Below are 21,281 nucleotides of genomic sequence, written 5' to 3'. Positions count from 1 at the left end.
TGTCGGCCCTCCGCGCCCGACGTCCCGCCGCCATGAAGCACCCGCAATACAACCCCGCCCTGCCCAACGAGCCGCTCGGCGATGCCGAGATCGACCAGCTCGACAGCCTGCTCGCCAAGGTCGACGGCGATGCCGTGCTGGACGTCGAATCGCTCGACGGCTACCTGACCGGCCTGCTGGTCAGCCCGCACCTGCCGGACGCCGACGTCTGGCTGTCGCGCATCTGGGGCGGCGACGAGACCAGCGAGCCGCCCTTCCCCAGCGGCAAGCAGACCAAGAAGGTCGTGCAGCTCGCCTTGCGCATGATGGCCGGCATCGACCGCCAGCTGCGCGGCGACATGTCCCGCTTCGAGCCCTGGTTCGGCGTGGCCGAGTCCGGCCCGGACGAATGGGTCGACGCGCAGGTCTGGTGTGCCGGCTTCCTGCTCGCGCTGGAGGTCTGCGCCGACCAGTGGCAACACGACTGGGACGTGCCCGAGGTGGCGCTGGCGCTGCGCCCGATCACGCTGCTCGGCGGCGACGACCTGCCGGCCGACGACGCCGCGCTGGTCGCCACCCCCGCCCAGCGCGACGAGTGGAGCCGCCAGGTGCCCGACGCGATTGAGGCGCTGGTGCGCCACTGGCATCCGACCCGGCTGGATCCGGTCGTCGACGCGGATCCGGGCGACGACTCGGCGGACGCCTGAGCCTTGTCGCCGACCGCGATGGAGCCGGCCCAGGTCGACCACGCGCTGCGCCTGATCGCCGGCTACGGTGACGCGGTGCGTGAACAGGTCCGCACGCTCGCGCTGTCGGGCGGCCTGGCCGAGCGGCTGGCGCGCCGCTACCCGGAACGCCACGCCGTGCGCACCGATGCGGCGCTGTACGACTACACCCAGGCGCTCAAGTCGCGGTACCTGAAAAGCGCGCCGCCGCTGTCCAAGGTCGTCTACGCGGCCCGGCTGGACGTGATCCAGAACGCGCTCGGCACCCACACGACGATCGCCCGGGTACAGGGCTCGCAGCTCAAGGCCAAGCGCGAGATCCGCATCACCGCCCTCTTCCGCGATGCGCCGCCCGAGTTCCTGAAGATGATCGTCGTGCACGAACTCGCCCACCTGCGCGAACGTGAACACGACCGCGCCTTCTACGCGCTGTGCTGCCACATGGAGCCGGACTACCACCAGCTGGAGTTCGACCTGCGCCTGCACCTGATCGCCCTCGCGCTGGACAAGGCCGCCGGCTGATCGCGCCGGGTTCGACGGCCGCGCTGTTTCACGTGGAACAGCGTAGGGCCGCACGGGCGACGCGGTGACTTGTCCACAGCCCCTCCCTAAAATCGTGGGTTGTCCAAGCAGGTGCCGAGATGCTCTATCCCCAGGAATTCGACGTGATCGTGGTCGGCGGTGGCCACGCCGGCACCGAGGCCGCGCTGGCCGCTGCGCGCATGGGAGCCAGCACCCTGCTGCTGACCCACAACATCGAGACGCTCGGCCAGATGAGCTGCAACCCGTCGATCGGCGGGATCGGCAAGGGCCACCTCGTCAAGGAAGTCGACGCGCTGGGCGGCGCGATGGCGCAGGCCACGGACGAGTCGGGCATCCAGTTCCGCATCCTCAATTCCAGCAAGGGCCCCGCCGTGCGGGCCACCCGGGCGCAGGCCGACCGCATCCTCTACAAGGCCGCGATCCGCCGCCGACTGGAGAACCAGCCCAACCTCTGGCTGTTCCAGCAGGCCGTCGATGACCTGATGGTCGAGTCGACCGCCTCGGGCGAGCGGGTCGTCGGCGCCGTCACCCAGGTTGGCATCCGCTTCCGCAGCCGCACCGTCGTGCTGACGGCCGGCACCTTCCTGGACGGCAAGATCCACGTCGGCCTGAACAATTACCCGGCCGGACGCGCCGGCGACCCGCCCGCCGTCAGCCTGTCGGGCCGGCTCAAGGAACTGAAGCTGCCACAAGGCCGGCTCAAGACCGGCACGCCGCCGCGCATCGACGGCCGCTCGATCGACTTCAGCCGCCTGACCGAACAGCCCGGCGACCTGGACCCGGTGCCCGTCTTCAGCTTCCTCGGCAGCGCCGACCAGCATCCGCGCCAGGTGCCGTGCTGGATCACGCACACCAGCGAACAGACCCACGCGATCCTGCGCACCGGCTTCGACCGCAGCCCCATGTTCACCGGCGTGATCGAGGGCGTCGGCCCGCGCTACTGCCCGAGCATCGAGGACAAGATCAACCGCTTCGCCGACAAGGACAGCCACCAGATCTTCCTGGAGCCCGAAGGCCTGACGACGAACGAGTACTACCCGAACGGCATCTCGACCTCGCTGCCCTTCGACATCCAGCTGGCCGCCGTGCGCACCCTCCCAGGCCTGGAGAACGCCCACATCCTGCGGCCGGGCTATGCGATCGAATACGACTACTTCGACCCGCGCGAGCTGAGCGCGACCTTCGAGTCCAAGGCGATCGGCGGTCTGTTCTTCGCCGGCCAGATCAACGGCACGACCGGCTACGAGGAAGCCGCTGCCCAGGGCCTGCACGCGGGCGCGAACGCGGCGCTGCAAGCTCGCGGCGACGGCCCGCTGACGCTGCGCCGCGATCAGGCCTACCTCGGCGTGCTGGTCGACGACCTGATCACCAAGGGCGTGACCGAGCCCTACCGCATGTTCACCAGCCGGGCCGAGTTCCGGCTGCAGCTGCGCGAGGACAACGCCGACCTGCGCCTGACCGAGATCGGCCGTCAGGTCGGCCTGGTCGACGACGTCCGCTGGGACGCCTTCAACCGCAAGCGCGACGCGCTGGCGCGCGAGACCGAGCGGCTCAAGTCGACCTGGGTCCACCCCGGCATCCTGGAATCAGCCCAGGCCGAACGGCTGCTGGGCAAGGCGCTGGAGCACGAATACAACCTGGCCGACCTGCTGCGCCGCCCCGGCATCGGCTACGACACCGTCGCCGAAGTGGCCGCCCTCGCCCGCCCGCACACCGCGCCGGACGAGCGTGTTTCACGTGAAACGTTGTCCGCCAAGCTCGGCGCGACGCTGGCCGATGCAGTCATCGAGCAGCTGGAAATCGCCACGAAGTACGCCGGCTACATCGACAAGCAGAACGACGAGGTCCAGCGCGCAGCCCACTACGAACACCTGCGCCTGCCGGCCGAACTGGACTACGCCCAGGTGACCGCCCTTTCCTTCGAGGTCCGGCAGAAGCTGGCCAAGCACCGGCCGGAGACGCTGGGCCAGGCCTCGCGCGTCTCGGGCATCACGCCAGCGGCGATCTCGCTGTTGCTGGTCCATCTGAAGAAGGGCCGGTACAAGGGGTTCGAGAAGGTCAGTGACAAGGTGAGCGACAAGGCTCCATCGCCGTCCGAAGCCACCTCCGCAGAAACGGCCAGCGATGTCGGCTGACCGCACCCAGCTCCAGGCCGGCGCCGAGGCGCTCGGCACGCCGATCACCGAACCGCAGGCCGACACGCTGCTCGCCTACCTGGCGCTGCTGCAGCGCTGGAACGCGGTCTACAACCTGACCGCCATCCGCGACCCGCAGCAGATGCTGGTGCAGCACCTGCTCGACAGCCTGTCGGTGCTGGCGCCGCTGGACCGGCATCTGGCCGGTCTGGAACGGACACCCGGCGCCGGCCCGATCCGGCTGCTGGACGTCGGCTCCGGCGGCGGCCTGCCGGGCGTGGTCGTCGCCGTGCTGCGGCCGGACATCGCCGTCACCTGCGTCGACACGGTCGGCAAGAAGGCCACGTTCATCCGCCAGGTCGCCGCCGAGCTGCGGCTGCCCAACCTGCAGGCGCGTCATGCCCGGGTCGAGGAGTTGAAGGATCCGCCCTTTGACGTCATCACCGCCCGCGCCTTCGCGTCGCTGGCCGATCTGGTCCGGCTGACGCGCGGACTGCTCGCGCCCGGTGCCTGCTGGATGGCCATGAAGGGCCAGCACCCGCAGGCCGAGATCGACGCGCTGCCGGTCGACGTCTCGATGTTTCACGTGGAACAGCTGCGCGTCCCGAAGCTCGATGCCGAGCGTTGCCTGATCTGGCTGCGTCCGGCGACTGATTGACGCAACAGTCGGCGCCCGCGATGGCCCGTCACAGGGCTGCGCCGAGCGCCGAACGGCTGCCGTGACAGGCATCTGCGGTACGCTCGATCGGCCTTGAAGACAGGCTTTCCGACCCGCCCCCAGAAGGACTTTCCATGCTCGGCATCGCGGACTTCGGCGCCTTCTGCGCCGCCATCGTCGTGTTCCTCGCCCTGCCCGGCCCGGGCACGTTCGCGCTGCTGGGCGCCACCGGCCAGGGCGGCTTCAAGGCCGGCGCCGCCGCGACGTTCGGCCTGATCTTCGGCGACCAGATCCTGCTGTGGCTGGCCGTCGCCGGTGTCGCCGCCCTGATGGCCGCGACGCCCTGGCTGTTCGACGCCGTGCGCTGGTCCGGCGCGGCCTATCTGGCCTGGATCGGCTTCAAGCTGCTGACCGCCAAGGACGGCGAGGACGCCAGCCCCGTCCGGATCACCCCCAGCCACTACTTCCGCCAGGCCCTGCTGATCACGCTGCTGAACCCCAAGGCCATCGTGTTCTACATGGCCTTCTTCCCGCTCTTCATCGACCCGGCCACGCACCTCGGCCTGCCGACCTTCGCGGCCATGGCCGTCACCATCGCCGTGATCACCGCGATCTGGTGCCTGACGCTGTGCGCCTTCGCTGAACGCATCGCCGGCCATGTGCGCGCCCATCGCCGGCTGGCGATGCTGCTGCAGCGCGGCGCCGGCATCTGCCTGATCGGCTTCGGGCTGCGCATGGTGCGCTGACGCCGGACCGATCCGCCCGCCCCGATCCCACGCTTTTTCCGATCCACCGTTCTCCAGACCGCGCACCCATGGCCCGTATCTTCTGCATCGCCAACCAGAAAGGCGGCGTCGGCAAGACGACCACCACCGTCAACCTCGCCGCCGGGCTGGCGCAGATCGGGCAGCGCGTGCTCGTGGTCGACCTCGACCCGCAGGGCAACGCGACGATGGGGTCCGGCGTCGACAAGCGCGGCCTGAAGGCCACCGTCTACGACGTACTGCTGGGCAGCGCCAGCGTGCGCGACGCCCGCGCCCGCAGCGAGCAGGCCGGCTACGACGTGCTGGGCGCCAACCGCGAGCTGGCCGGCGCAGAGATCGAGCTGGTCAACCTCGAACAGCGTGACCGCCGCCTGAAGGCTGCGCTGGTGCCGGCGCTGGAGGACTACGACTTCGTGCTGATCGACTGCCCGCCGTCGCTCAGCCTGCTGACGCTCAACGGCCTGAACTGCGCCCACGGCGTCATCGTGCCGATGCAGTGCGAGTACTTCGCGCTCGAAGGCCTGTCCGACCTGGTCAACACGATCAAGCAGGTCCACGCCAACCTCAACCGCGACCTGCAGCTGATCGGCCTGCTGCGGGTGATGTTCGACCCGCGCATCACGCTGCAGCAGCAGGTCAGCGAGCAGCTGAAGGCGCACTTCGGCGACAAGGTCTTCAACAGCGTGATCCCGCGCAACGTGCGCCTGGCCGAAGCGCCGAGCTACGGTCTGCCCGGCGTCGTGTTCGACCCGGCCTCGCGCGGCGCGCAGGCCTTCGTCGAGTTCGCGCAGGAGATGGTCGAGCGCGTCAAGACGCTCTGACCAGGCCCTGCCCCGGGGCTCAGCCCGGCAGGCCGAAGCGCCAGACGCCGTCCGCACCACGCGTGCGCACCAGCCGGCCGGACAGCCACAGCAGGTGCAGGTGGGCGACCGACTCGCCCATCGCGAAGGTGGTCTGGTGCAGGTCCAGCGCCCGCTTGAACAGCACCGGCAGCACGTCTGCCGCGCTCTGCGGTGCTGCGGCGCAAGCGGCCATCACCTCGGCCAGCCGTTCCTCGTGGTGGGCGTGCAGCTGGTCGATGCGCGGGTGCAGGCCGCGGAACGGCTTGCCGTGCGACGGCAGCACCAGCGTGTCTGGCGGCAACGCACGCAGCCGGTCGAGCGAATCGAGGTAGAGCCGCAGCGGGTCGGCCTCGGGCTCCAGGTCGATCACGCTGACGTTGGTCGAGATGCGCGGCAGCACCATGTCGCCGGAGATCATCACGCCCAGCCCGGGCGCGTGCAGGCTGATGTGCTCCGGCGAATGGCCGTGGCCGGCGATGCAGCGCCACGGCTGGCCGCCGATGTCGATCACCTGGCCGTCCATCAGGCGGCGGAACTGCGGCGGCACCTTCGGCACCATCGAGCCGTAGTAGTTGCCACGGGCGCGGACCTTGGCCTGGCGCTCCGGGTCGTTCAGGCCATGCGACGCAAAGAAACGCGCCGCCGCCTCGCCGCCGTAGCCGGTGGTCTGCTGGCTGGCCATGCGGCCGGCGTTCCAGTCCGTTCCGCTGATCCAGAGCCGGCAGTCCTGCTCGGGCGTCGACCAGCGCTCGCACAGCCAGTGCGCCAGCCCGATGTGGTCCGGGTGCATGTGGGTGACGATCACGCGCAGCACCGGCAGGCCGTCCATCTGCTCGGCGAAGACCTGTTCCCAGGCGCGCTGGGTCGGGTCGTTGGTGATGCCGCAGTCGACCACCGTCCAGCCCTCGCGGCCGTCGAGCCGGTCGCGCAGCAGCCACAGGTTGATGTGGTCCAGCGCGAAGGGCAGGCCCATGCGGATCCAGCGCACGCCCGGCGCCAGCGTGATCGCCTCGCCGGGTTCGGGCACGGCATCGCCCAGGGGGTAGTCGAGCTGGTGTTCGAGCGGGTTGGCCATCGGGGTTCCAGGGACAGGCGACCGGGTCGACGCGCCGGGTCGCAGGGTTAGACTTGCGCCTTCAATTGACGTTTACGTCAACGGCAGTTTAACCAGCCTGTTCCCTTCCGATCGTCAGGAACCGCCATGACCGAGTCCCCTGCCGCCACGGCCGCTGCGGTGTCGAGCCGCACCTTCACGATCACCGAGCTGTCGGCCGAGTTCGACATCACGCCGCGCGCGATCCGGTTCTACGAGGACGTCGGCCTGCTCGAACCGGCCCGCGACGGCCGCAACCGCGTCTACACCCACCGCGACCGGACCCGCCTGAAGCTGACGCTGCGCGGCAAGCGCCTGGGCCTGAGCCTGCAGGAAATCAAGCAGCTGGTCGACATGTACGAGTCGCCGGACGACACGCACCAGCAGTTGCAGGCCTTCCTGGGCATCCTGCGCCAGCACCGCAGCCAGCTCGAACAGCAGCTGGAGGACCTGCAGGTCACGCTGGCCGAGATCGCCCAGCACGAAGACCGCTGCCTGCGCATGCTCGAAGGCAAGTCCGGCGAGCTGACCGATTCGATCGACTGAGCCCGCCACCGGAGCCGCCCATGACCACGCACACCCCCGCCGACCCGGCCTACGCCGAGCGTGTCACCGAATCCTTCGCCCGCCAGACCGCCATGGCGACCCTGGGCGCGCGACTGGTGGCCGTCCGGCCGGGCGAGGTCGAGATCGAGCTGCCACACGCCCCCCACATCTGCCAGCAGCACGGCTTCGTGCATGCCGGCGTGGTCTCGACCGCGCTCGACTCGGCCTGCGGCTATGCGGCGTCCAGCCTGATGCCGGCCGATGCGGGCGTGCTGACGATCGAGTTCAAGGTCAACCTGCTGGCGCCCGCGCGCGGCCCGGTGATCCGCATGACCGGCCGTGTCACCAAGGCCGGCCGGACCATCAGCGTGGTCGACGGCCAGGCCGTGCAGCCGCATCCGCGCGATCCGTCGCAGACCCAGATCGTCGCCACGATGACGGCCACGGTGATGACCGTCAGCGGTCGCGAGGACGTCCGCGGCTGAGCCGCTGCGCAACAATTCCGCCCCATGAGCACCGAACTGCAAGAACTCTTCGACAGCAACCGCGACTGGGCGCGCACGATCGAACAACGCGGGCCCGGCTTCTTCTCGAAGCTGATGGAACAGCAGACGCCGCAATACCTGTGGATCGGCTGCGCCGACAGCCGCGTGCCGGCCAACGAGCTGGTCGGGCTGCTGCCCGGCGAGCTGTTCGTGCACCGCAACGTCGCCAACGTGGTCGTCCACTCGGACATGAACGCGCTGTCGGTGATCCAGTTCGCGGTCGACGGGCTGAAGGTCCAGCACATCATCGTCGTCGGCCACTCGAACTGCGGCGGCGTCAAGGCCGCGCTCAACGACCTGCGCCTGGGCCTCGTCGACAACTGGATCCGCCACGTCAAGGACGTGCGTTTCCTGCACCGCGAGCTGCTCGACCGCATCACCCCGGAACTGCGCCTGAACGCGCTGGTCGAGCTCAACGTGCTGGAGCAGTCGCTCAACGTCTGCCACACCAGCGCCGTGCAGGACGCCTGGGCGCGCGGCCAGGAGGTCGTCGTGCACGGCTGGGTCTACGGCCTGCACAACGGCCTGCTGCAGGACCTGCGCATGACGGTGCGTCAGGGTGGCGATATCCAGCCCGCCTACGCTGCGGCCCTCGCCGCGCTGACCGCCCGCTACGTCAGCGAACCTCCCGCCACCGCCGCCCCGGCCGCCGACCTGGCGGCGCAGAAAGCCGACTGATGTTTCCGCAACAGCTCAACGACAGCCGCGCCTTCGACATCGCCACCGCGCTGCTCGAAGGCTTCAACCGCCACTACCGGCTGTTCCGCGAGACCAGCGCCGAGGCCAAGGCCCGCTTCGAGGTCGCCGACTGGCACGGCCAGCAACGCGCCCAGCGCGAACGCATCGAGTTCTACGACATCCGCGTGCAGGAAGCGGCCGACCGGCTGCAGACCGAGTTCAAGGCCGGCACGCTGGCGATGGACGTCTGGCAGCAGATCAAGCTGCATTACATCGGCCTGCTGACCAACCACCACCAGCCCGAGCTGGCCGAGACCTTCTTCAACTCGGTCACGACCAAGATCCTGCACCGCGACTACTTCCACAACGACTTCATCTTCGTGCGGCCGGCCGTCAGCACCGAATACATCGAGAACAACGAGCCCGCCGCCAAGCCGACCTTCCGGGCCTGGTACCCGACCCGCGAGACGCTGCGCGACACGCTGGCTCAGCTGGTGAGCTACTTCGACCTGCAGGGCCGCTGGGAAGACTTCGACCGCGACATCGACCACATCGACGCGGTGATGCGCCAGGAACTCGGCGACGAGCGCCTGCGCACCAACTTCCAGTTCCAGGTGCTGTCCTCGCTGTTCTTCCGCAACAAGGGCGCGTACATCGTCGGCAAGATCCTCAACGGCTACCGCGAGACGCCCTTCGCGCTGCCAGTGCTGCACAACGCCGATGGCGAGTTCTATGTCGACGCGATGCTGCTCGGCGAGGACGACCTGCAGATGCTCTTCAGCTTCGCGCGGGCCTACTTCATGGTCGAGATGGAGGTGCCCTCGGCCTACGTGCAGTTCCTGCGTTCGATGATGCCGCGCAAGCCGCGCAGCGAGCTCTACAACGCGCTGGGCCTGCAGAAGCAGGGCAAGACGCTGTTCTTCCGCGACTTCCAGTTCCACCTGCGCCACAGCAGCGACCGCTTCCGCATCGCGCCCGGCATCAAGGGCATGGTCATGCTGGTGTTCGACCTGCCGAGCTACCCGTTCGTGTTCAAGGTCATCAAGGACTACTACCCGCCGCAGAAGGACACCACGCGCGAGCTGATCAAGAGCAAGTACCTGCTCGTGAAGCAGCACGACCGGGTCGGGCGCATGGCCGACACGCTCGAGTTCAGCAACGTCGCCTTCCCGCGCGCGCGCTTCGAGCAGGAGCTGATCGACGAGATCCTGAAGTTCGCGCCGAGCCAGCTGGAGATCTCCGACCGCGACGGCGACGGCGAGGAGGAGGTCATCCTCAAGCACGTCTACATCGAGCGCCGCATGGTGCCGCTGAACATCTACCTGCAGGAAGCCGACCCGGCCCAGCTCGAACACGCGGTGATCGAGTACGGCAACGCGATCAAGGACCTGGTGGCGGCCAACATCTTCCCGGGCGACATGCTGTGGAAGAACTTCGGCGTGATGCGGCAGAACAAGGTCGTGTTCTACGACTACGACGAGATCGAGTACATCACCGACTGCAACTTCCGCCGCGTGCCCGCGCCGCGCAACGAGGAAGACGAGATGTCCGGCGAGATCTGGTATCGCGTCGGCCCGAAGGACGTCTTCCCCGAGACCTTCGGCCCCTTCCTGCTCGGCAACCACGCGGTCCGCGACGTCTTCATGAGGCACCACGGCGACCTGCTCGACGCCGCCTTCTGGCAGGGCCACAAGGAACGCATCCTGGCCGGCCACGTGCACGACGTGTTCCCGTACGAGCAGGACAAGCGCTTCATCCACCACCGCAACGGCACCGCCCCGCGCAACGCCAACAGCCTGGCGCAGGCCGGCCGATCGTCCGACTGATGCCGCCCGCCGGCTGACCGGCATCCGGCCGGAAAGGCCGATCCACACGAGGTTCCCGACATGTCCACCGCCGATCCCATCGTCATCGTCTCCGCCGCCCGCACGCCCATCGGCGGCCTGCTGGGCGACTTCGCCGGCCTGACCGCATCCGAGCTGGGCGGCGTGGCAATCGCCGCGGCCGTGCAGCGCGCCGGCATCGACGGTGCGGCCGTCGACGAGGTCCTGATGGGCAACTGCCTGATGGCCGGCCAGGGCCAGGCCCCGGCGCGACAGGCCGCGCTGAAGGCCGGTCTGCCTCTGACGGCCGGTGCCGTCACGCTCAGCAAGATGTGCGGCTCGGGCATGCGCGCCATGATGTTCGGCCACGACATGCTCGCCGCCGGCAGCGCCGACGTGGTCGTCGCCGGCGGCATGGAGAGCATGACCAACGCGCCGCACCTGATGTTCGCGCGCAAGGGCGTGAAGTACGGCGCCGCTCAGATGTTCGACCACATGGCGATGGACGGTCTGGAGGACGCCTACGAGCGCGGCAAGGCGATGGGCGTGTTCGCCGAAGCCTGCGTCGAACGCTACGGCTTCACCCGCGAGGCGCAGGACGCCTTCGCCGTCGCTTCGACCCAGCGCGCCAAGACCGCCAACGAGGACGGCACCTTCGACTGGGAGATCGCCCCCGTCACGATCACCGGCCGCAGCGGCGACACCGTCATCCGCCACGACGAGCAGCCCGCCAAGGCCCGGCTCGACAAGATCGGCAGCCTGCGCCCGGCCTTCAAGAAGGACGGCACCATCACCGCCGCCAACGCCAGCAGCATCAGCGACGGCGGCGCCGCGCTGGTGCTGATGCGCGCGTCGACCGCCCAGTCCCGCGGCCTGCAGCCCCTGGCTCGCATCGTGAGCCACTCGGTCCACGCGCAGGAACCGGCCTGGTTCAGCACCGCGCCGGCCGGCGCGATCCGCAAGGCGCTCACCCAGGCCGGCTGGACCGCCGCCGACGTCCAGCTCTGGGAAGTCAACGAGGCCTTCGCCGCCGTCACGATGGCCGCCATGGCCGACTTCGAGCTGCCGCACGACATCGTCAACGTCCACGGCGGCGCCTGCGCCCTCGGCCACCCGATCGGCGCCTCCGGCGCACGCATCGTCGTCACGCTGCTGGGCGCGCTGAAGAAGCGCGGCCTGACGCGCGGCATGGCCAGCCTGTGCATCGGCGGTGGCGAGGCGACGGCGCTGGCGATCGAGATGCTGTGAGCGGGTTGACCCGATGAGCGCACTCGGCCTCCAGGACCTCACCCTCTTCAGCCTCACCGTGCTGGTGCTCAACGCCACGCCCGGTGTCGACCTCGTCTTCACGATCACGCGGACGCTGCAGCACGGCGTGCGGGGCGGCATGGCCGGGGCGGCGGGGATCTCGGCCGGCTGCGTGGTGCATGCGGTCGGTGCGGCGTTCGGGCTGGCGGCGCTGATGGCGACGTCGGCGGCGGCGTTCGAGGTGGTGCGCTGGGCGGGTGCGGCCTATCTGCTGTGGCTGGGGCTGGGCGCGCTGCGATCGGCGTTGCAGCGACGCGCCGTGGCCCCGGGCGATGCGCAGGTCGACGTCGGTTCGGCGGTGGACGCCCCGGCGGTCACGGCCGGTGCGATCTTCCGGCAGGGCCTGCTGACCAACATGCTGAACCCGAAGGTGGCGATCTTCTTCCTGGCGTTGCTGCCGCAGTTCATCGCCGCCGATGCGCCGCACAAGACGCTGGCCTTCCTGGCGCTGGGCGCGTGGTTTGTCCTTCAGAGCGCCGTCTTCCTGACCGTGCTGGTGCTGGCGGTCGCGCCGCTGCGGCGCTGGCGGCCGGGCGTCGCGGTGCAGCGCGCGCTGGACGGCCTGACCGGCGCGCTGTTCATCGGCCTGGCCGCACGGCTGGCGCTGACGCCGCGGCCCTGACGGGCCTGTTCCTGTTGTCCTTCCTGACCGAGACCCTGTCCCGATGAGCCGTTTCTGGAGTCCGCTGGTTCACGCGCTGAGCCCCTACGTGCCCGGCGAGCAGCCGAAGATCGCGCAGCTGATCAAGCTCAACACCAACGAGCATCCGTGGCCGCCGAGCCCGAAGGTGGCCGCCGCCATCGCGGCGGAAATGGCGGGCAGCCCTGGCAACGAGGCCGGCGAGCGCCTGCGCCTCTACCCCGATCCGACCGCCTCGGCGCTGCGCGACACGCTGGCCCGGCTGCACGGGCTGGACGCCGCGCAGGTCTTCGTCGGCAACGGCTCGGACGAGGTGCTGGCGCATGCCTTCCAGGCGCTGCTGAACCACCGCCGCGCCGACGGCTCGGCCCGACCGCTGCTCTACCCCGACATCACCTACAGCTTCTACCCGACCTATTGCCGGCTCTACGGCATCACGCCGCAGACGGTCGCGCTGGACGGCCGCCTGCAGCTGCAGGTCGACGACCTGATCGCGGCGGCCCGTACGCACGACGCGGGCGGCGTGATCTTCCCGAACCCGAACGCACCGACCGGCAGCGGCGTGGCGCGCGCCGGGATCGAGCGCCTTCTCAAGGCCCTGCCCGACACGGTGGTCGTGGTCGACGAGGCCTATGTCGACTTCGGCGCCGAATCGGCCGTGCCGCTGATCGCCACGCACCCGAACCTGCTGGTGGTCCACACGCTGTCGAAGTCGCGGGCGCTGGCCGGCCTGCGGGTGGGCTACGCACTCGGCCACGCCGAGCTGATCGAGGCGCTGGTGCGGGTCAAGGACAGCTTCAACTCCTACCCGCTGGACCGCCTCGCGCTGGTCGGCGCACAGGCTGCGCTGGAAGACGCCGACTGGTTCGCGCGCGCCACGCGGGCCGTCATCGACAGCCGCGAGAAGCTGGCCGCCGAGCTGGCCGGGCTCGGCTTCGACGTGCTGCCCTCGCAGGCCAACTTCATCTTCGCGGCCCACCCGCAGCACGACGCCGCCGCGCTGGCGCGCGCATTGCGCGAGCGGGCCATCCTGGTGCGGCACTTCAGCCGGCCCGAGCGCATCGCCGACCGGCTGCGCATCACCATCGGCACGCCCGCCCAGTGCGACGCATTGGTCGCGGCGCTGCGCGACATCCTCGGACAGCAAGGTTGACGAGCATGAGCAGTTCCACTTCTTCCTCCGCCCCCTCCCCGGCACGCGGTGCCCGCGCCCTGCGCACGCTGGTGATCGGCGCTTCGCGCGGCATCGGCCTGGCGCTGGCGCAGCAGGCCGTCGCGGCCGGCGAACAGGTCGTCGCCACCGCCCGCGACGACGAGGCGCTGATGACGCTGGGCGCGCTCGGCGCCCGGGCGCTGCGCCTGGACGTCACCCAGCCGGCCAGCGTCGCGACGCTGGCCTGGCAGCTCGACGGCGCCGGTTTCGACCGCGTGTTCGTCAACGCTGGCGTGTTCGGCCCGCGCCTGCGCACGCTCGACAGCCCGTCGGTGGCCGACTTCGACGCGGTCATGCACGTCAACGTGCTGGGCCCGATGCAGGTCATCCCGCAGCTGGTCGACGCGCTCGCGCCCGGTGCGCGGCTGCTGGTGATGACCTCCGTGCTGGGCTCGATCGGCGGCCGGCAAGGCGCCAGCAGCTGGCTCTACAGCGCCTCCAAGGCGGCGCTGAACTCGGTGCTGAAGGACGTCTCGCTGGCGCTGGCCGGCCGCGCCATCTGCATCGCCGCGCACCCGGGCTGGGTCCGCACCGACATGGGCGGCCCCGGCGGCCAGCTCGATCCGGCCGAGAGCGCCGCCGACCTGCGCCGGCTGCTCGACGGCCTGACCCCCGCCGACAACGGCACCCTGCGCAACCACGACGGCAGCCCGCTGCCCTGGTGAGCCGACAAGACCACCCCCTGGAGACACCCCGATGCTGCTCAGCGAAGACCACCGTGCCGTGCAGGACGCCGTGCGCGCCTACGTGCAGGACCAGATCGCCCCGCACGCGGCGCGATGGGACCGCGAGCACACCTTCCCGGCCGAGGCGCTGAAGGGCCTGGCCGGGCTGGGCTGCTACGGCGTCGCGGTGCCGACCGAGTGGGACGGCGCGGGGCTGGACTACCTCGCGCTGGCCGTGATCCTCGAGGAGATCGCGGCCGGCGACGGCGGCACGTCGACCGTCATCAGCGTCAACAACTGCCCCGTCTGCTCGATCCTGATGGCCTTCGGCGACGACGCCCAGAAGGCGCAGTTCCTGAAGCCGCTGGCGCGCGGCGAGATGCTCGGCGCCTTCTGCCTGACCGAGCCGCACGTCGGCTCCGAGGCCGGCGGCCTGAAGACCACCGCGCGGCGCGAGGGCGACGAGTACGTGCTCGACGGCGTCAAGCAGTTCATCACCAGCGGCCAGCACGGCGACGTCGCGATCGTCATGGCCGTGACCGACAAGGCCGCCGGCAAGAAGGGCATCAGCGCCTTCCTCGTGCCCACCAGGACGCCCGGCTACACGGTCGCGCGGCTGGAGGAGAAGATGGGCCAGCACAGCAGCGACACGGCCCAGATCCTGTTCGAGAACTGCCGCATCCCGGCCGCCTACCGGCTGGGCGAGGAAGGCATGGGCCTGAAGATCGCGCTGTCGGGCCTGGAAGGCGGCCGCATCGGCATCGCCAGCCAGAGCGTGGGCATGGCGCGCGCCGCCTACGAGGCCGCGCTGGCCTACAGCCGCGACCGCGTCGCCTTCGGCACGGCGATCTTCAACCACCAGGCCGTCCAGTTCCGCCTGGCCGACATGGCCACGCAGATCGAGGCCGCACGCCAGCTGATCTGGCACGCCGCCAGCCTGAAGGACGCCGGCCTGCCCTGCCTGAAGGAAGCCGCGATGGCCAAGCTGTTCGCCAGCGAGATGGCCGAACGCGTCTGCTCCGCCGCGATCCAGACCTTCGGCGGCTACGGCTACGTCAACGACTTCCCGGTCGAGCGCATCTACCGCGACGTGCGGGTCTGCCAGATCTACGAGGGCACGAGCGACGTCCAGCGGATCCTGATCGGGCGCGGGCTCTGAGGGAGCGGATCGGGGTGATGCGAGGCGGGGCGCGACGGGCGAGAGACCCCTCACCCTCGGTCCCTCTCCCGCAGGGGGAGAGGGAGGACTGCTTTGCAAGGGTGTTTCGCTGAAGTGGGGTCGTGGTGTCGTGACTGGCTCATCGACTGAGCCACCGCCAACAACACCGATCACAACGAGGCAAGACTCCCTCTCCCCTTGCGGGAGAGGGTAGGGTGAGGGGTCCATTCCCGTCGCCCTCCGGCGACGCACTTGCTGGGCGGCGGGTTGGCGCGCCTGGCGAGAGACCCCTCACCCTCGGTCCCTCTCCCGCAGGGGGAGAGGGATGACTACGGTGCAAGGGTGTCGCGTTGGCGTCGTGGTGTGAATGGCTCATCAAATGAGCCACCGTCAACAACACCGGTCACAACAGGGCAAGACTCCCTCTCCCCTTGCGGGAGAGGGCAGGGTGAGGGGTCCATACCCGTCGCCCTCCGGCGACGCAGACATCTCAGGCCGGCAGCAGCAGCGCCTCGATCACCTCGACCAGCTCCATCGGCACGAAGGGCTTGGTGAGGTAGGCGGTGGCGCCGGCCTTTTCGCCGGAGGCGCGGTCGCGATCGCTGGCCAGGGAGGTCAGCATCAGCACGGGGATGGCCTCCCATTGCGGCTGGGACCGCAGCGTGCGGCACAGCGCGTGGCCGTCGACGTCGCCGGGCAGCATGACGTCGAGCACGATCGCGTCGGGCACGCCGTCGCGCAGCGCCATCAGGCCGCGGCGGGCGTCGGAGGCCTCGACGATCACGTGACCTTCGGGTTCGAGGCTCCAGCGGATCAGCCGACGGATGTCGGCGACGTCTTCTATCACCAGGATGCGGGCCATGTCGAGATCGGCAATGAATGAGGACGCGCTCAGGTGCCCAGGGAGAGGAAGTCGCTGGCCGGCTGACCGGGCGCACGCGGTGCGGAGGCGCGCGGCAGCCACAGCGTCACGGTCGTGCCTTCGCTCGGCTCGCTGGCCAGCATCAGGCGACCGCCGAGCAGCTCGATGATCTCCTTGACGATGCTCATGCCCAGCCCGGTGCCGGCGATGTTGCCCGACACGTCGGCGCGATAGAACCGTTCGCTGACACGCGCCAGCTGATCGGCGCTCATGCCGATGCCGTGGTCGCGAACCTCGATGCCGATGCTGGCCGGCGTGACGCCGTCCCCGGTCTCGCGCACCAGGCGCACCTGCACGGCACCGCCGTCGGGCGAGTACTTGTAGGCGTTGGACAGCACGTTGATGACCGCCTGCGTCAGCTTGTTGCGGTCGACGCGGACCCACGACGGCTGGGCCTGCAACTCGCAGCCGGGCTGTTCGCGCTCCTGCGGCGGCTTGAAGTCGTGCAGGACCTCGGGCAGCAGCTGGTTGAGGTCCAGCGTCTCGAGCACGAAGTCCTGGCCGCGCCGGGCCTCGATGCGGGCGAGGTCGAGCAGCTCGTTGATGATGGCGATCATCCGCGAGCTCTGGCGGTGGATCGTCTCGAGCACGTCGGCCTGCTTCTCGGGCGACATCTTGCGGCGGATCAGCAGTTCGACGAAGCCGTAGATGCTCGCCATCGGTGTGCGCAGCTCGTGAGCGGCGGTCGACAGGAACTCGCTCTTCATCTGGTCGACCAGGCTCTCGTAGGTGACGTCGCGCAGCGACAGCACCTGCGAGATCACCTGGCTGTCACCGAGGCGCAGCGCAATCTCCAAGGTGCGGCGGGCCGGCCGGCGGGTCTCGATGCGATCGCGTGCGGGCGCTTCCGAGACCGGATCGCCCTGCCCTTCCGGTGCGGCGCCGGGCAGGCCCGCCTGGCGCATCGCCGCGAAGCCGCGCCAGCGCATCGGGGCGTCGACCAGGCCGTTGATCAGGCGTTCGACGGTGTGCTCGTCGGCGCCCAGCAGTTCGGTCTCGGGCTGGCCGGTCAGCAGCGTGAAGGCCGGGCTGACGTAGTTGACATGGCCGGAGGCGTCGAACGAGACGAAGCCGTCGGCGCTGAGCGCGAAGATCGCGTCGAGCTGCGCGCCGCGTTCGCGCAGCCGCCGCACCAGCTCGGAAATCATCAGCGAGATGGCCGCCAGGTCGTCGGGTGCCGAGGCCGCCGCTGCCGGCATGCCGGGCGTCAGATCCTCCAGGACGCGCCGCAAGGCTTCGAGCGACACGGCGGCCTGCTCGCGCTGGCCGCGCACGCTGGCGGCGGCGCGGCCGAGCACCTCGAAGGTCTCGCGGAACTCGATCGGCGCGTCCTCGGCCAGCGGGATCGGCAAGGGCGCGCCGTCGGAGCGCATCGCCTGGTCGAAGTCGTGCACCCGGCTGAGCTTGCCCAGCCAGCGCACCAGCGGCCAGCGGATCAGCAGCAGGCCGCCAACCAGCGCCAGCATGCCGAGCACCAGCGCGATGCGGGTCTGCTGCCACAGGCCGCCGGCGATGCGTTCGGCCGCGAAGCTCAGGCGCAGCACGCCGTAGTCGCGCCCGCCCACGCTGATCGGCAGGTTGGTGTCATAGAGACGGTTGCGCACCGGTTCGAGCAGCCAGCCGGGCGCGGCCACCTCGGGCGCGTCATTGCGGGTCGCCTTGACGATGCCGCCGACCAGGTCGATGAAGGTCGCCTGCGCGAACGACGGGTGGTGCACCGCGCTCTCGAGCGTGCGGTGGATCGTGTCGTAGTCGCCGATCACCGCGCTGTCGGTGATGGCCGGCTTGATCACCGCGCTCAGCGCGTCGGCACGCAGCTGCGCCTCCTCCAGCTCGACGCTGAGCTGGTAGCGGTAGAACAGCGCCAGCCCGACGGCGACGAAGGCCAGCAGCGTGACCGAATAGAGCGCGAACACCCGCCCGACCAGCGAGCGCGGGAGCAGGCGTAGCGGCGGGAGTCGCGTCACGGAAGCGTGCAGCAGGGCGGCAGGAAGGCTGCGGAGGCTCAGCGCAGGCTGGGCGGCGCGGTCCGGTAGAAGTCGCGGTAGCCGGCGTATTCGCTGCCGTCGGAGGCGACGAAATACGCTTCCTCGCCCAGGCCGACCTGGGCCGAGGCCTGGGTCAGCACCGCGCGACCCTTCGGGTCGGCATGCATGCCGAGGAAGGCGGCCGCAACGGCCTTCTGGACCTTGTCCGGCACCTTGGAGGCCGACATCAGCGCCAGGTCATGCAGCGGCTGCGACTGCCACAGCACGCGGAACTTGCGGCCCTCGCGGCGGGTGTAGCCCTCGGCCAGCTGCGAGTTGGCGCCGACGGCGGCGGCCTTGCCGCTGAACAGCTGGCCGAAGGCGCCATCCATGTTGCCGCCGAAGACGGTCTTGAACTCGATCTTGCGGCTCATCAGCTGGGCAGCGGCGAACTTGTAGGCCACCAGCGCCTCGGGGCCTGGGAAGGCGACTTCCTTGCCCGCCAGCTGCGACAGCTCGGTGATCGGCGACTCGGCCGGCACCAGGATCTGGCTGTGCACCGGCGGCGTCAGGCGTCGGCCAAACACCTTCCAGCCGAGCGCCTCGCGTTCCGGGCTGAAGAGGTGGTTGCTGAAGATGAACTCGACCTCCTGCGCCAGCACATAGGACGTGGTGTCCGCCGAGGTGCGGCCGATCTTGAGCTGCAGCTTGACCCCGCTCTTCTCGGAGACGTAGGCCATGATCGGATTCCAGTAGGCCGCCGTCACCGCGATGCCGTACTGGTTGACCGGCGAGAAGCGGTAGACATCGCCCTCCTGGGCTTGCGCCGGCGCCGTGGCCAGCAGGCCCAGGACACCGAGACAGGTGGTCAGGCAGGAGGACAGCACGCGGCCGCCGAGGCGGCGCAGGGCGGCGAGGATCGGGTTCATCGGTCGCTCCGGGTCAGGCTGGAGAACGGTGGGTGGAAGTCTAAGGACCGACAGGCGCCGGCCGGCACGCCAAGCGTGCAGGGATCACGCCGGACGCCGGCTCGCCATCGCCGCCACCACCTCCAGCAGCCGCATCGGGCTGTAAGGCTTGAGCAGGTAGTCGTCGGCGCCGGCGTCGTGGCCGATCTGCATGTCGTTGCGATGCCCGCGGGCGGTGACCAGCACGACCTTGCAATGCGCGGTCCGCGGGTCGGACTTGAGGCGCCGGCACAGGTCGAGACCGTCCATCGTGCCGGGCATCATGATGTCGAGCAGCACCAGGTCGGGCAGCACGGCCAGCGCCGCGTCCCAGCCGGCGTGCGCATCGGCAGCCTCGTGCAGTTCATGGTCCTCCAGGCCCAGCGTCATCTGCATGAGCTTGCGGAGGTCGGCTTGATCTTCAACGATCAGGATCTTCATCGGACGTCACCTGGCCCCGACCGCGCGCCAGGAGGGCGAGCCAGATGGGGGGACCGTCCATTGGATCTCGTCTGCGGCGCGGTGAACTTGAGAAAACGCAGGAAGTTCGGGCGCTTGTCCGGTCGCAGGACGCGCAACCGGACACGAAAACCGCCGATACCCGACCCCCTGTCGCCGATCAGCTGGCCGTCGCCTGCCGCACCGCGCGGTCCCAGGCCGCCATGCGTTCGGCCGCCTGGTCGCGTGGCAGCGTCGGGATGAAGGTGCGCTCGACGCGCCAGTGGCCGGCCAGCTCGTCGGCGTCGCGCCAGACGCCGGTGGCGAGACCCGCCAGGTAGGCCGCGCCCAGCGCGGTCGTCTCGATGACCTGCGGCCGCACCACCGGGATGCCCAGCAGGTCGGCCTGGAACTGCATCAGCAGGTCGTTGACGCAGGCGCCGCCGTCGACCCGCAGCTCGGTGACGGGCGAGCCGCCCGAGGCCACCGCGTCGCGGTCCATCGCCTGCAGCAGCGCGGCGCTCTGGAAGGCGATCGACTCCAGCGCCGCCCGCGCGATGTGCGCCACCGTGCTGCCGCGCGTCAGGCCGACGATCGCGCCGCGCGCCTGCGCATCCCAGTAGGGCGCACCCAGGCCGGTGAAGGCCGGCACGAACAGCACGCCGCCGGCATCGGGCACGCTTTCGGCCAGCGCCTGGACCTCGCCACTGCCCTGGATCGCGCGCAAGCCGTCGCGCAGCCACTGCACCACCGCCCCGCCGATGAACACGCTGCCCTCGAAGGCGTACTGCGGCGCCCCGCCTGCCACCTGCGCCGCAGCGGTCGTCAGCAGCCCGTTGCGGGACGCCTGGAACTGCCCGCCGGTGTGCATCAGCATGAAGCAGCCGGTGCCGTAGGTGTTCTTGGCCAGCCCGGCCTTGAAGCAGGCCTGGCCGAACAGCGCGCTCTGCTGGTCACCGGCGATGCCCGCGATCGGCAGGGCCGCACCGAGCAGCGCGGCGTCACATTCGGCGTAGACGTGGCTGGACGGCAGGACCTGCGGCAGCAGGCTCTCGGGCACGCCCAGGTGCGCCAGCAGCGCCGGGTCCCAGCGCTGGCCGCCGATGTCGTAGAGCATCGTGCGCGACGCGTTGGTGACGTCGGTGGCGTGGACCCGCCCGCCGGTCAGCTGCCACAGCAGCCAGCTGTCGACCGTGCCGAAAGCCAGCTCGCCGCGCTCGGCGGCCTCGCGCGCGCCGGCCACGTGGTCGAGGATCCAGCGGATCTTGGTGGCCGAGAAGTAGGCGTCGATCTTCAGCCCGGTGCTGCGCAGGAAGGCGTCGGCCAGGCCCTGCTCGCGCAGCTGCGCGCACAGCGGCTCGCCGCGCCGGTCCTGCCAGACGATGGCGTTGTGGACCGGCTGGCCGGTGCGGCGGTTCCACACCAGCGTGGTCTCGCGCTGGTTGGTGATGCCGATGGCGCGGATCTCGCTGGCCGCCAGGCCGGCCTTGGCCAGCGCCTCGCGGGCGGTGGCGAGCTGGCTCTGCCAGATCTCGAACGGGTCGTGCTCGACCCAGCCGGGCTGCGGGTAGATCTGGCGGAACTCGCGCTGCGCCATCGCGACGACGTGGCCGTGTTCGTCGAACACGATGCTGCGCGAGCTGGAGGTGCCCTGGTCAAGGGCAAGCAGGTAGGCCATGAGGAAAGGCTCC

Annotated in this window: 21 protein-coding genes; 15 read left to right on the top strand and 6 right to left on the bottom strand. The window is 70.1% G+C overall.

Features of this window, described 5'->3' with window-relative positions; genetic code table 11:
* Positions 1–32 precede the first annotated feature (32 nt).
* The 6 genes from ACWA7K_RS18605 (at position 33) to ACWA7K_RS18580 (ending at position 5,625) form a co-directional block, all read left to right on the top strand.
* Complete coding sequence (locus ACWA7K_RS18605; RefSeq protein ID WP_456163105.1) at positions 33–686, top strand: YecA/YgfB family protein; 654 nt, start codon at positions 33–35, stop codon at positions 684–686.
* 18 nt (positions 687–704) lie between these two features.
* The gene (locus tag ACWA7K_RS18600) at positions 705–1,226 is read left to right on the top strand and encodes a M48 metallopeptidase family protein (RefSeq protein WP_456168867.1); all 522 of its coding nucleotides are present in this window, start codon (positions 705–707) and stop codon (positions 1,224–1,226) included.
* A gap of 119 nt (positions 1,227–1,345) precedes the next feature.
* On the top strand, positions 1,346–3,382 hold the full coding sequence (gene mnmG / locus ACWA7K_RS18595) for a tRNA uridine-5-carboxymethylaminomethyl(34) synthesis enzyme MnmG (protein WP_456163103.1): 2,037 nt from the start codon (positions 1,346–1,348) through the stop codon (positions 3,380–3,382).
* The gene (gene rsmG, locus ACWA7K_RS18590; RefSeq protein ID WP_456163101.1) at positions 3,372–4,040 is read left to right on the top strand and encodes a 16S rRNA (guanine(527)-N(7))-methyltransferase RsmG; all 669 of its coding nucleotides are present in this window, start codon (positions 3,372–3,374) and stop codon (positions 4,038–4,040) included. Before mnmG ends, rsmG begins: the two co-directional genes overlap by 11 nt.
* A gap of 134 nt (positions 4,041–4,174) precedes the next feature.
* A complete protein-coding gene (locus ACWA7K_RS18585; RefSeq protein ID WP_456163099.1) occupies positions 4,175–4,786 on the top strand; it encodes a LysE family transporter in 612 nt (203 codons plus the stop codon).
* A 68-nt stretch (positions 4,787–4,854) separates the two neighbouring features.
* Positions 4,855–5,625, top strand: a complete 771-nt coding sequence (locus ACWA7K_RS18580; protein WP_456163097.1) for a ParA family protein — start codon at positions 4,855–4,857, stop codon at positions 5,623–5,625.
* 19 nt (positions 5,626–5,644) lie between these two features.
* Here the strand turns inward: ACWA7K_RS18580 and ACWA7K_RS18575 are convergent, their stop codons facing one another.
* Positions 5,645–6,721 carry an MBL fold metallo-hydrolase gene (locus ACWA7K_RS18575; RefSeq protein ID WP_456163095.1) on the bottom strand — a complete coding sequence of 359 codons (1,077 nt, stop codon included), beginning with the start codon at positions 6,719–6,721 and terminating at the stop codon, positions 5,645–5,647.
* A 126-nt stretch (positions 6,722–6,847) separates the two neighbouring features.
* Here ACWA7K_RS18575 and ACWA7K_RS18570 point away from each other — a divergent pair, with 126 nt between their 5' ends.
* The 9 genes from ACWA7K_RS18570 to ACWA7K_RS18530 are packed head-to-tail and all read left to right on the top strand — an operon-like array spanning position 6,848 to position 15,316.
* Positions 6,848–7,285 carry a MerR family transcriptional regulator gene (locus ACWA7K_RS18570; RefSeq protein ID WP_456163093.1) on the top strand — a complete coding sequence of 146 codons (438 nt, stop codon included), beginning with the start codon at positions 6,848–6,850 and terminating at the stop codon, positions 7,283–7,285.
* A gap of 20 nt (positions 7,286–7,305) precedes the next feature.
* Positions 7,306–7,770, top strand: coding sequence for a PaaI family thioesterase (locus tag ACWA7K_RS18565; RefSeq protein ID WP_456163091.1), 465 nt, complete (start codon positions 7,306–7,308; stop codon positions 7,768–7,770).
* A 24-nt stretch (positions 7,771–7,794) separates the two neighbouring features.
* Positions 7,795–8,508, top strand: coding sequence for a carbonate dehydratase (can, locus tag ACWA7K_RS18560; protein WP_456163089.1), 714 nt, complete (start codon positions 7,795–7,797; stop codon positions 8,506–8,508).
* Positions 8,508–10,334, top strand: a complete 1,827-nt coding sequence (aceK, locus tag ACWA7K_RS18555; protein ID WP_456163087.1) for a bifunctional isocitrate dehydrogenase kinase/phosphatase — start codon at positions 8,508–8,510, stop codon at positions 10,332–10,334. The genes can and aceK overlap by 1 nt, the downstream gene beginning before the upstream one ends.
* A gap of 60 nt (positions 10,335–10,394) precedes the next feature.
* Positions 10,395–11,579 carry an acetyl-CoA C-acyltransferase gene (locus tag ACWA7K_RS18550; protein WP_456163085.1) on the top strand — a complete coding sequence of 395 codons (1,185 nt, stop codon included), beginning with the start codon at positions 10,395–10,397 and terminating at the stop codon, positions 11,577–11,579.
* 13 nt (positions 11,580–11,592) lie between these two features.
* On the top strand, positions 11,593–12,261 hold the full coding sequence (locus tag ACWA7K_RS18545; RefSeq protein ID WP_456163083.1) for a LysE family translocator: 669 nt from the start codon (positions 11,593–11,595) through the stop codon (positions 12,259–12,261).
* Between the two features lie 43 nt (positions 12,262–12,304).
* Positions 12,305–13,432, top strand: coding sequence for a histidinol-phosphate transaminase (hisC, locus tag ACWA7K_RS18540; protein WP_456163082.1), 1,128 nt, complete (start codon positions 12,305–12,307; stop codon positions 13,430–13,432).
* A 5-nt stretch (positions 13,433–13,437) separates the two neighbouring features.
* Entirely contained in the window at positions 13,438–14,157 is a 720-nt protein-coding gene (locus ACWA7K_RS18535) for an SDR family NAD(P)-dependent oxidoreductase (protein ID WP_456163080.1), read from the top strand.
* Between the two features lie 31 nt (positions 14,158–14,188).
* Positions 14,189–15,316: an acyl-CoA dehydrogenase family protein gene (locus tag ACWA7K_RS18530; protein WP_456163078.1), complete on the top strand. Its 1,128-nt coding sequence runs from the start codon at positions 14,189–14,191 to the stop codon at positions 15,314–15,316.
* 490 nt (positions 15,317–15,806) lie between these two features.
* On the opposite strand, the gene ACWA7K_RS18525 is transcribed toward ACWA7K_RS18530, so the two are convergent.
* The 5 genes from ACWA7K_RS18525 to glpK all read right to left on the bottom strand — a co-directional run bounded on the left by ACWA7K_RS18525 (position 15,807) and on the right by glpK (position 21,268).
* A complete protein-coding gene (locus ACWA7K_RS18525; protein ID WP_456163076.1) occupies positions 15,807–16,178 on the bottom strand; it encodes a response regulator transcription factor in 372 nt (123 codons plus the stop codon).
* 29 nt (positions 16,179–16,207) lie between these two features.
* Positions 16,208–18,205: a sensor histidine kinase gene (locus ACWA7K_RS18520; protein ID WP_456163074.1), complete on the bottom strand. Its 1,998-nt coding sequence runs from the start codon at positions 18,203–18,205 to the stop codon at positions 16,208–16,210.
* Between the two features lie 38 nt (positions 18,206–18,243).
* Positions 18,244–19,134 carry a phosphate/phosphite/phosphonate ABC transporter substrate-binding protein gene (locus ACWA7K_RS18515; protein ID WP_456163072.1) on the bottom strand — a complete coding sequence of 297 codons (891 nt, stop codon included), beginning with the start codon at positions 19,132–19,134 and terminating at the stop codon, positions 18,244–18,246.
* Between the two features lie 84 nt (positions 19,135–19,218).
* Positions 19,219–19,593, bottom strand: a complete 375-nt coding sequence (locus ACWA7K_RS18510; RefSeq protein WP_456163070.1) for a response regulator transcription factor — start codon at positions 19,591–19,593, stop codon at positions 19,219–19,221.
* Between the two features lie 178 nt (positions 19,594–19,771).
* Entirely contained in the window at positions 19,772–21,268 is a 1,497-nt protein-coding gene (gene glpK, locus ACWA7K_RS18505; RefSeq protein WP_456163068.1) for a glycerol kinase GlpK, read from the bottom strand.
* Positions 21,269–21,281: the final 13 nt, after the last annotated feature.

This window comes from Leptothrix mechoopdaensis (SeqCode), from assembly GCF_053893855.1.
This window is presented reverse-complemented; position numbering and strand designations above follow the sequence as displayed.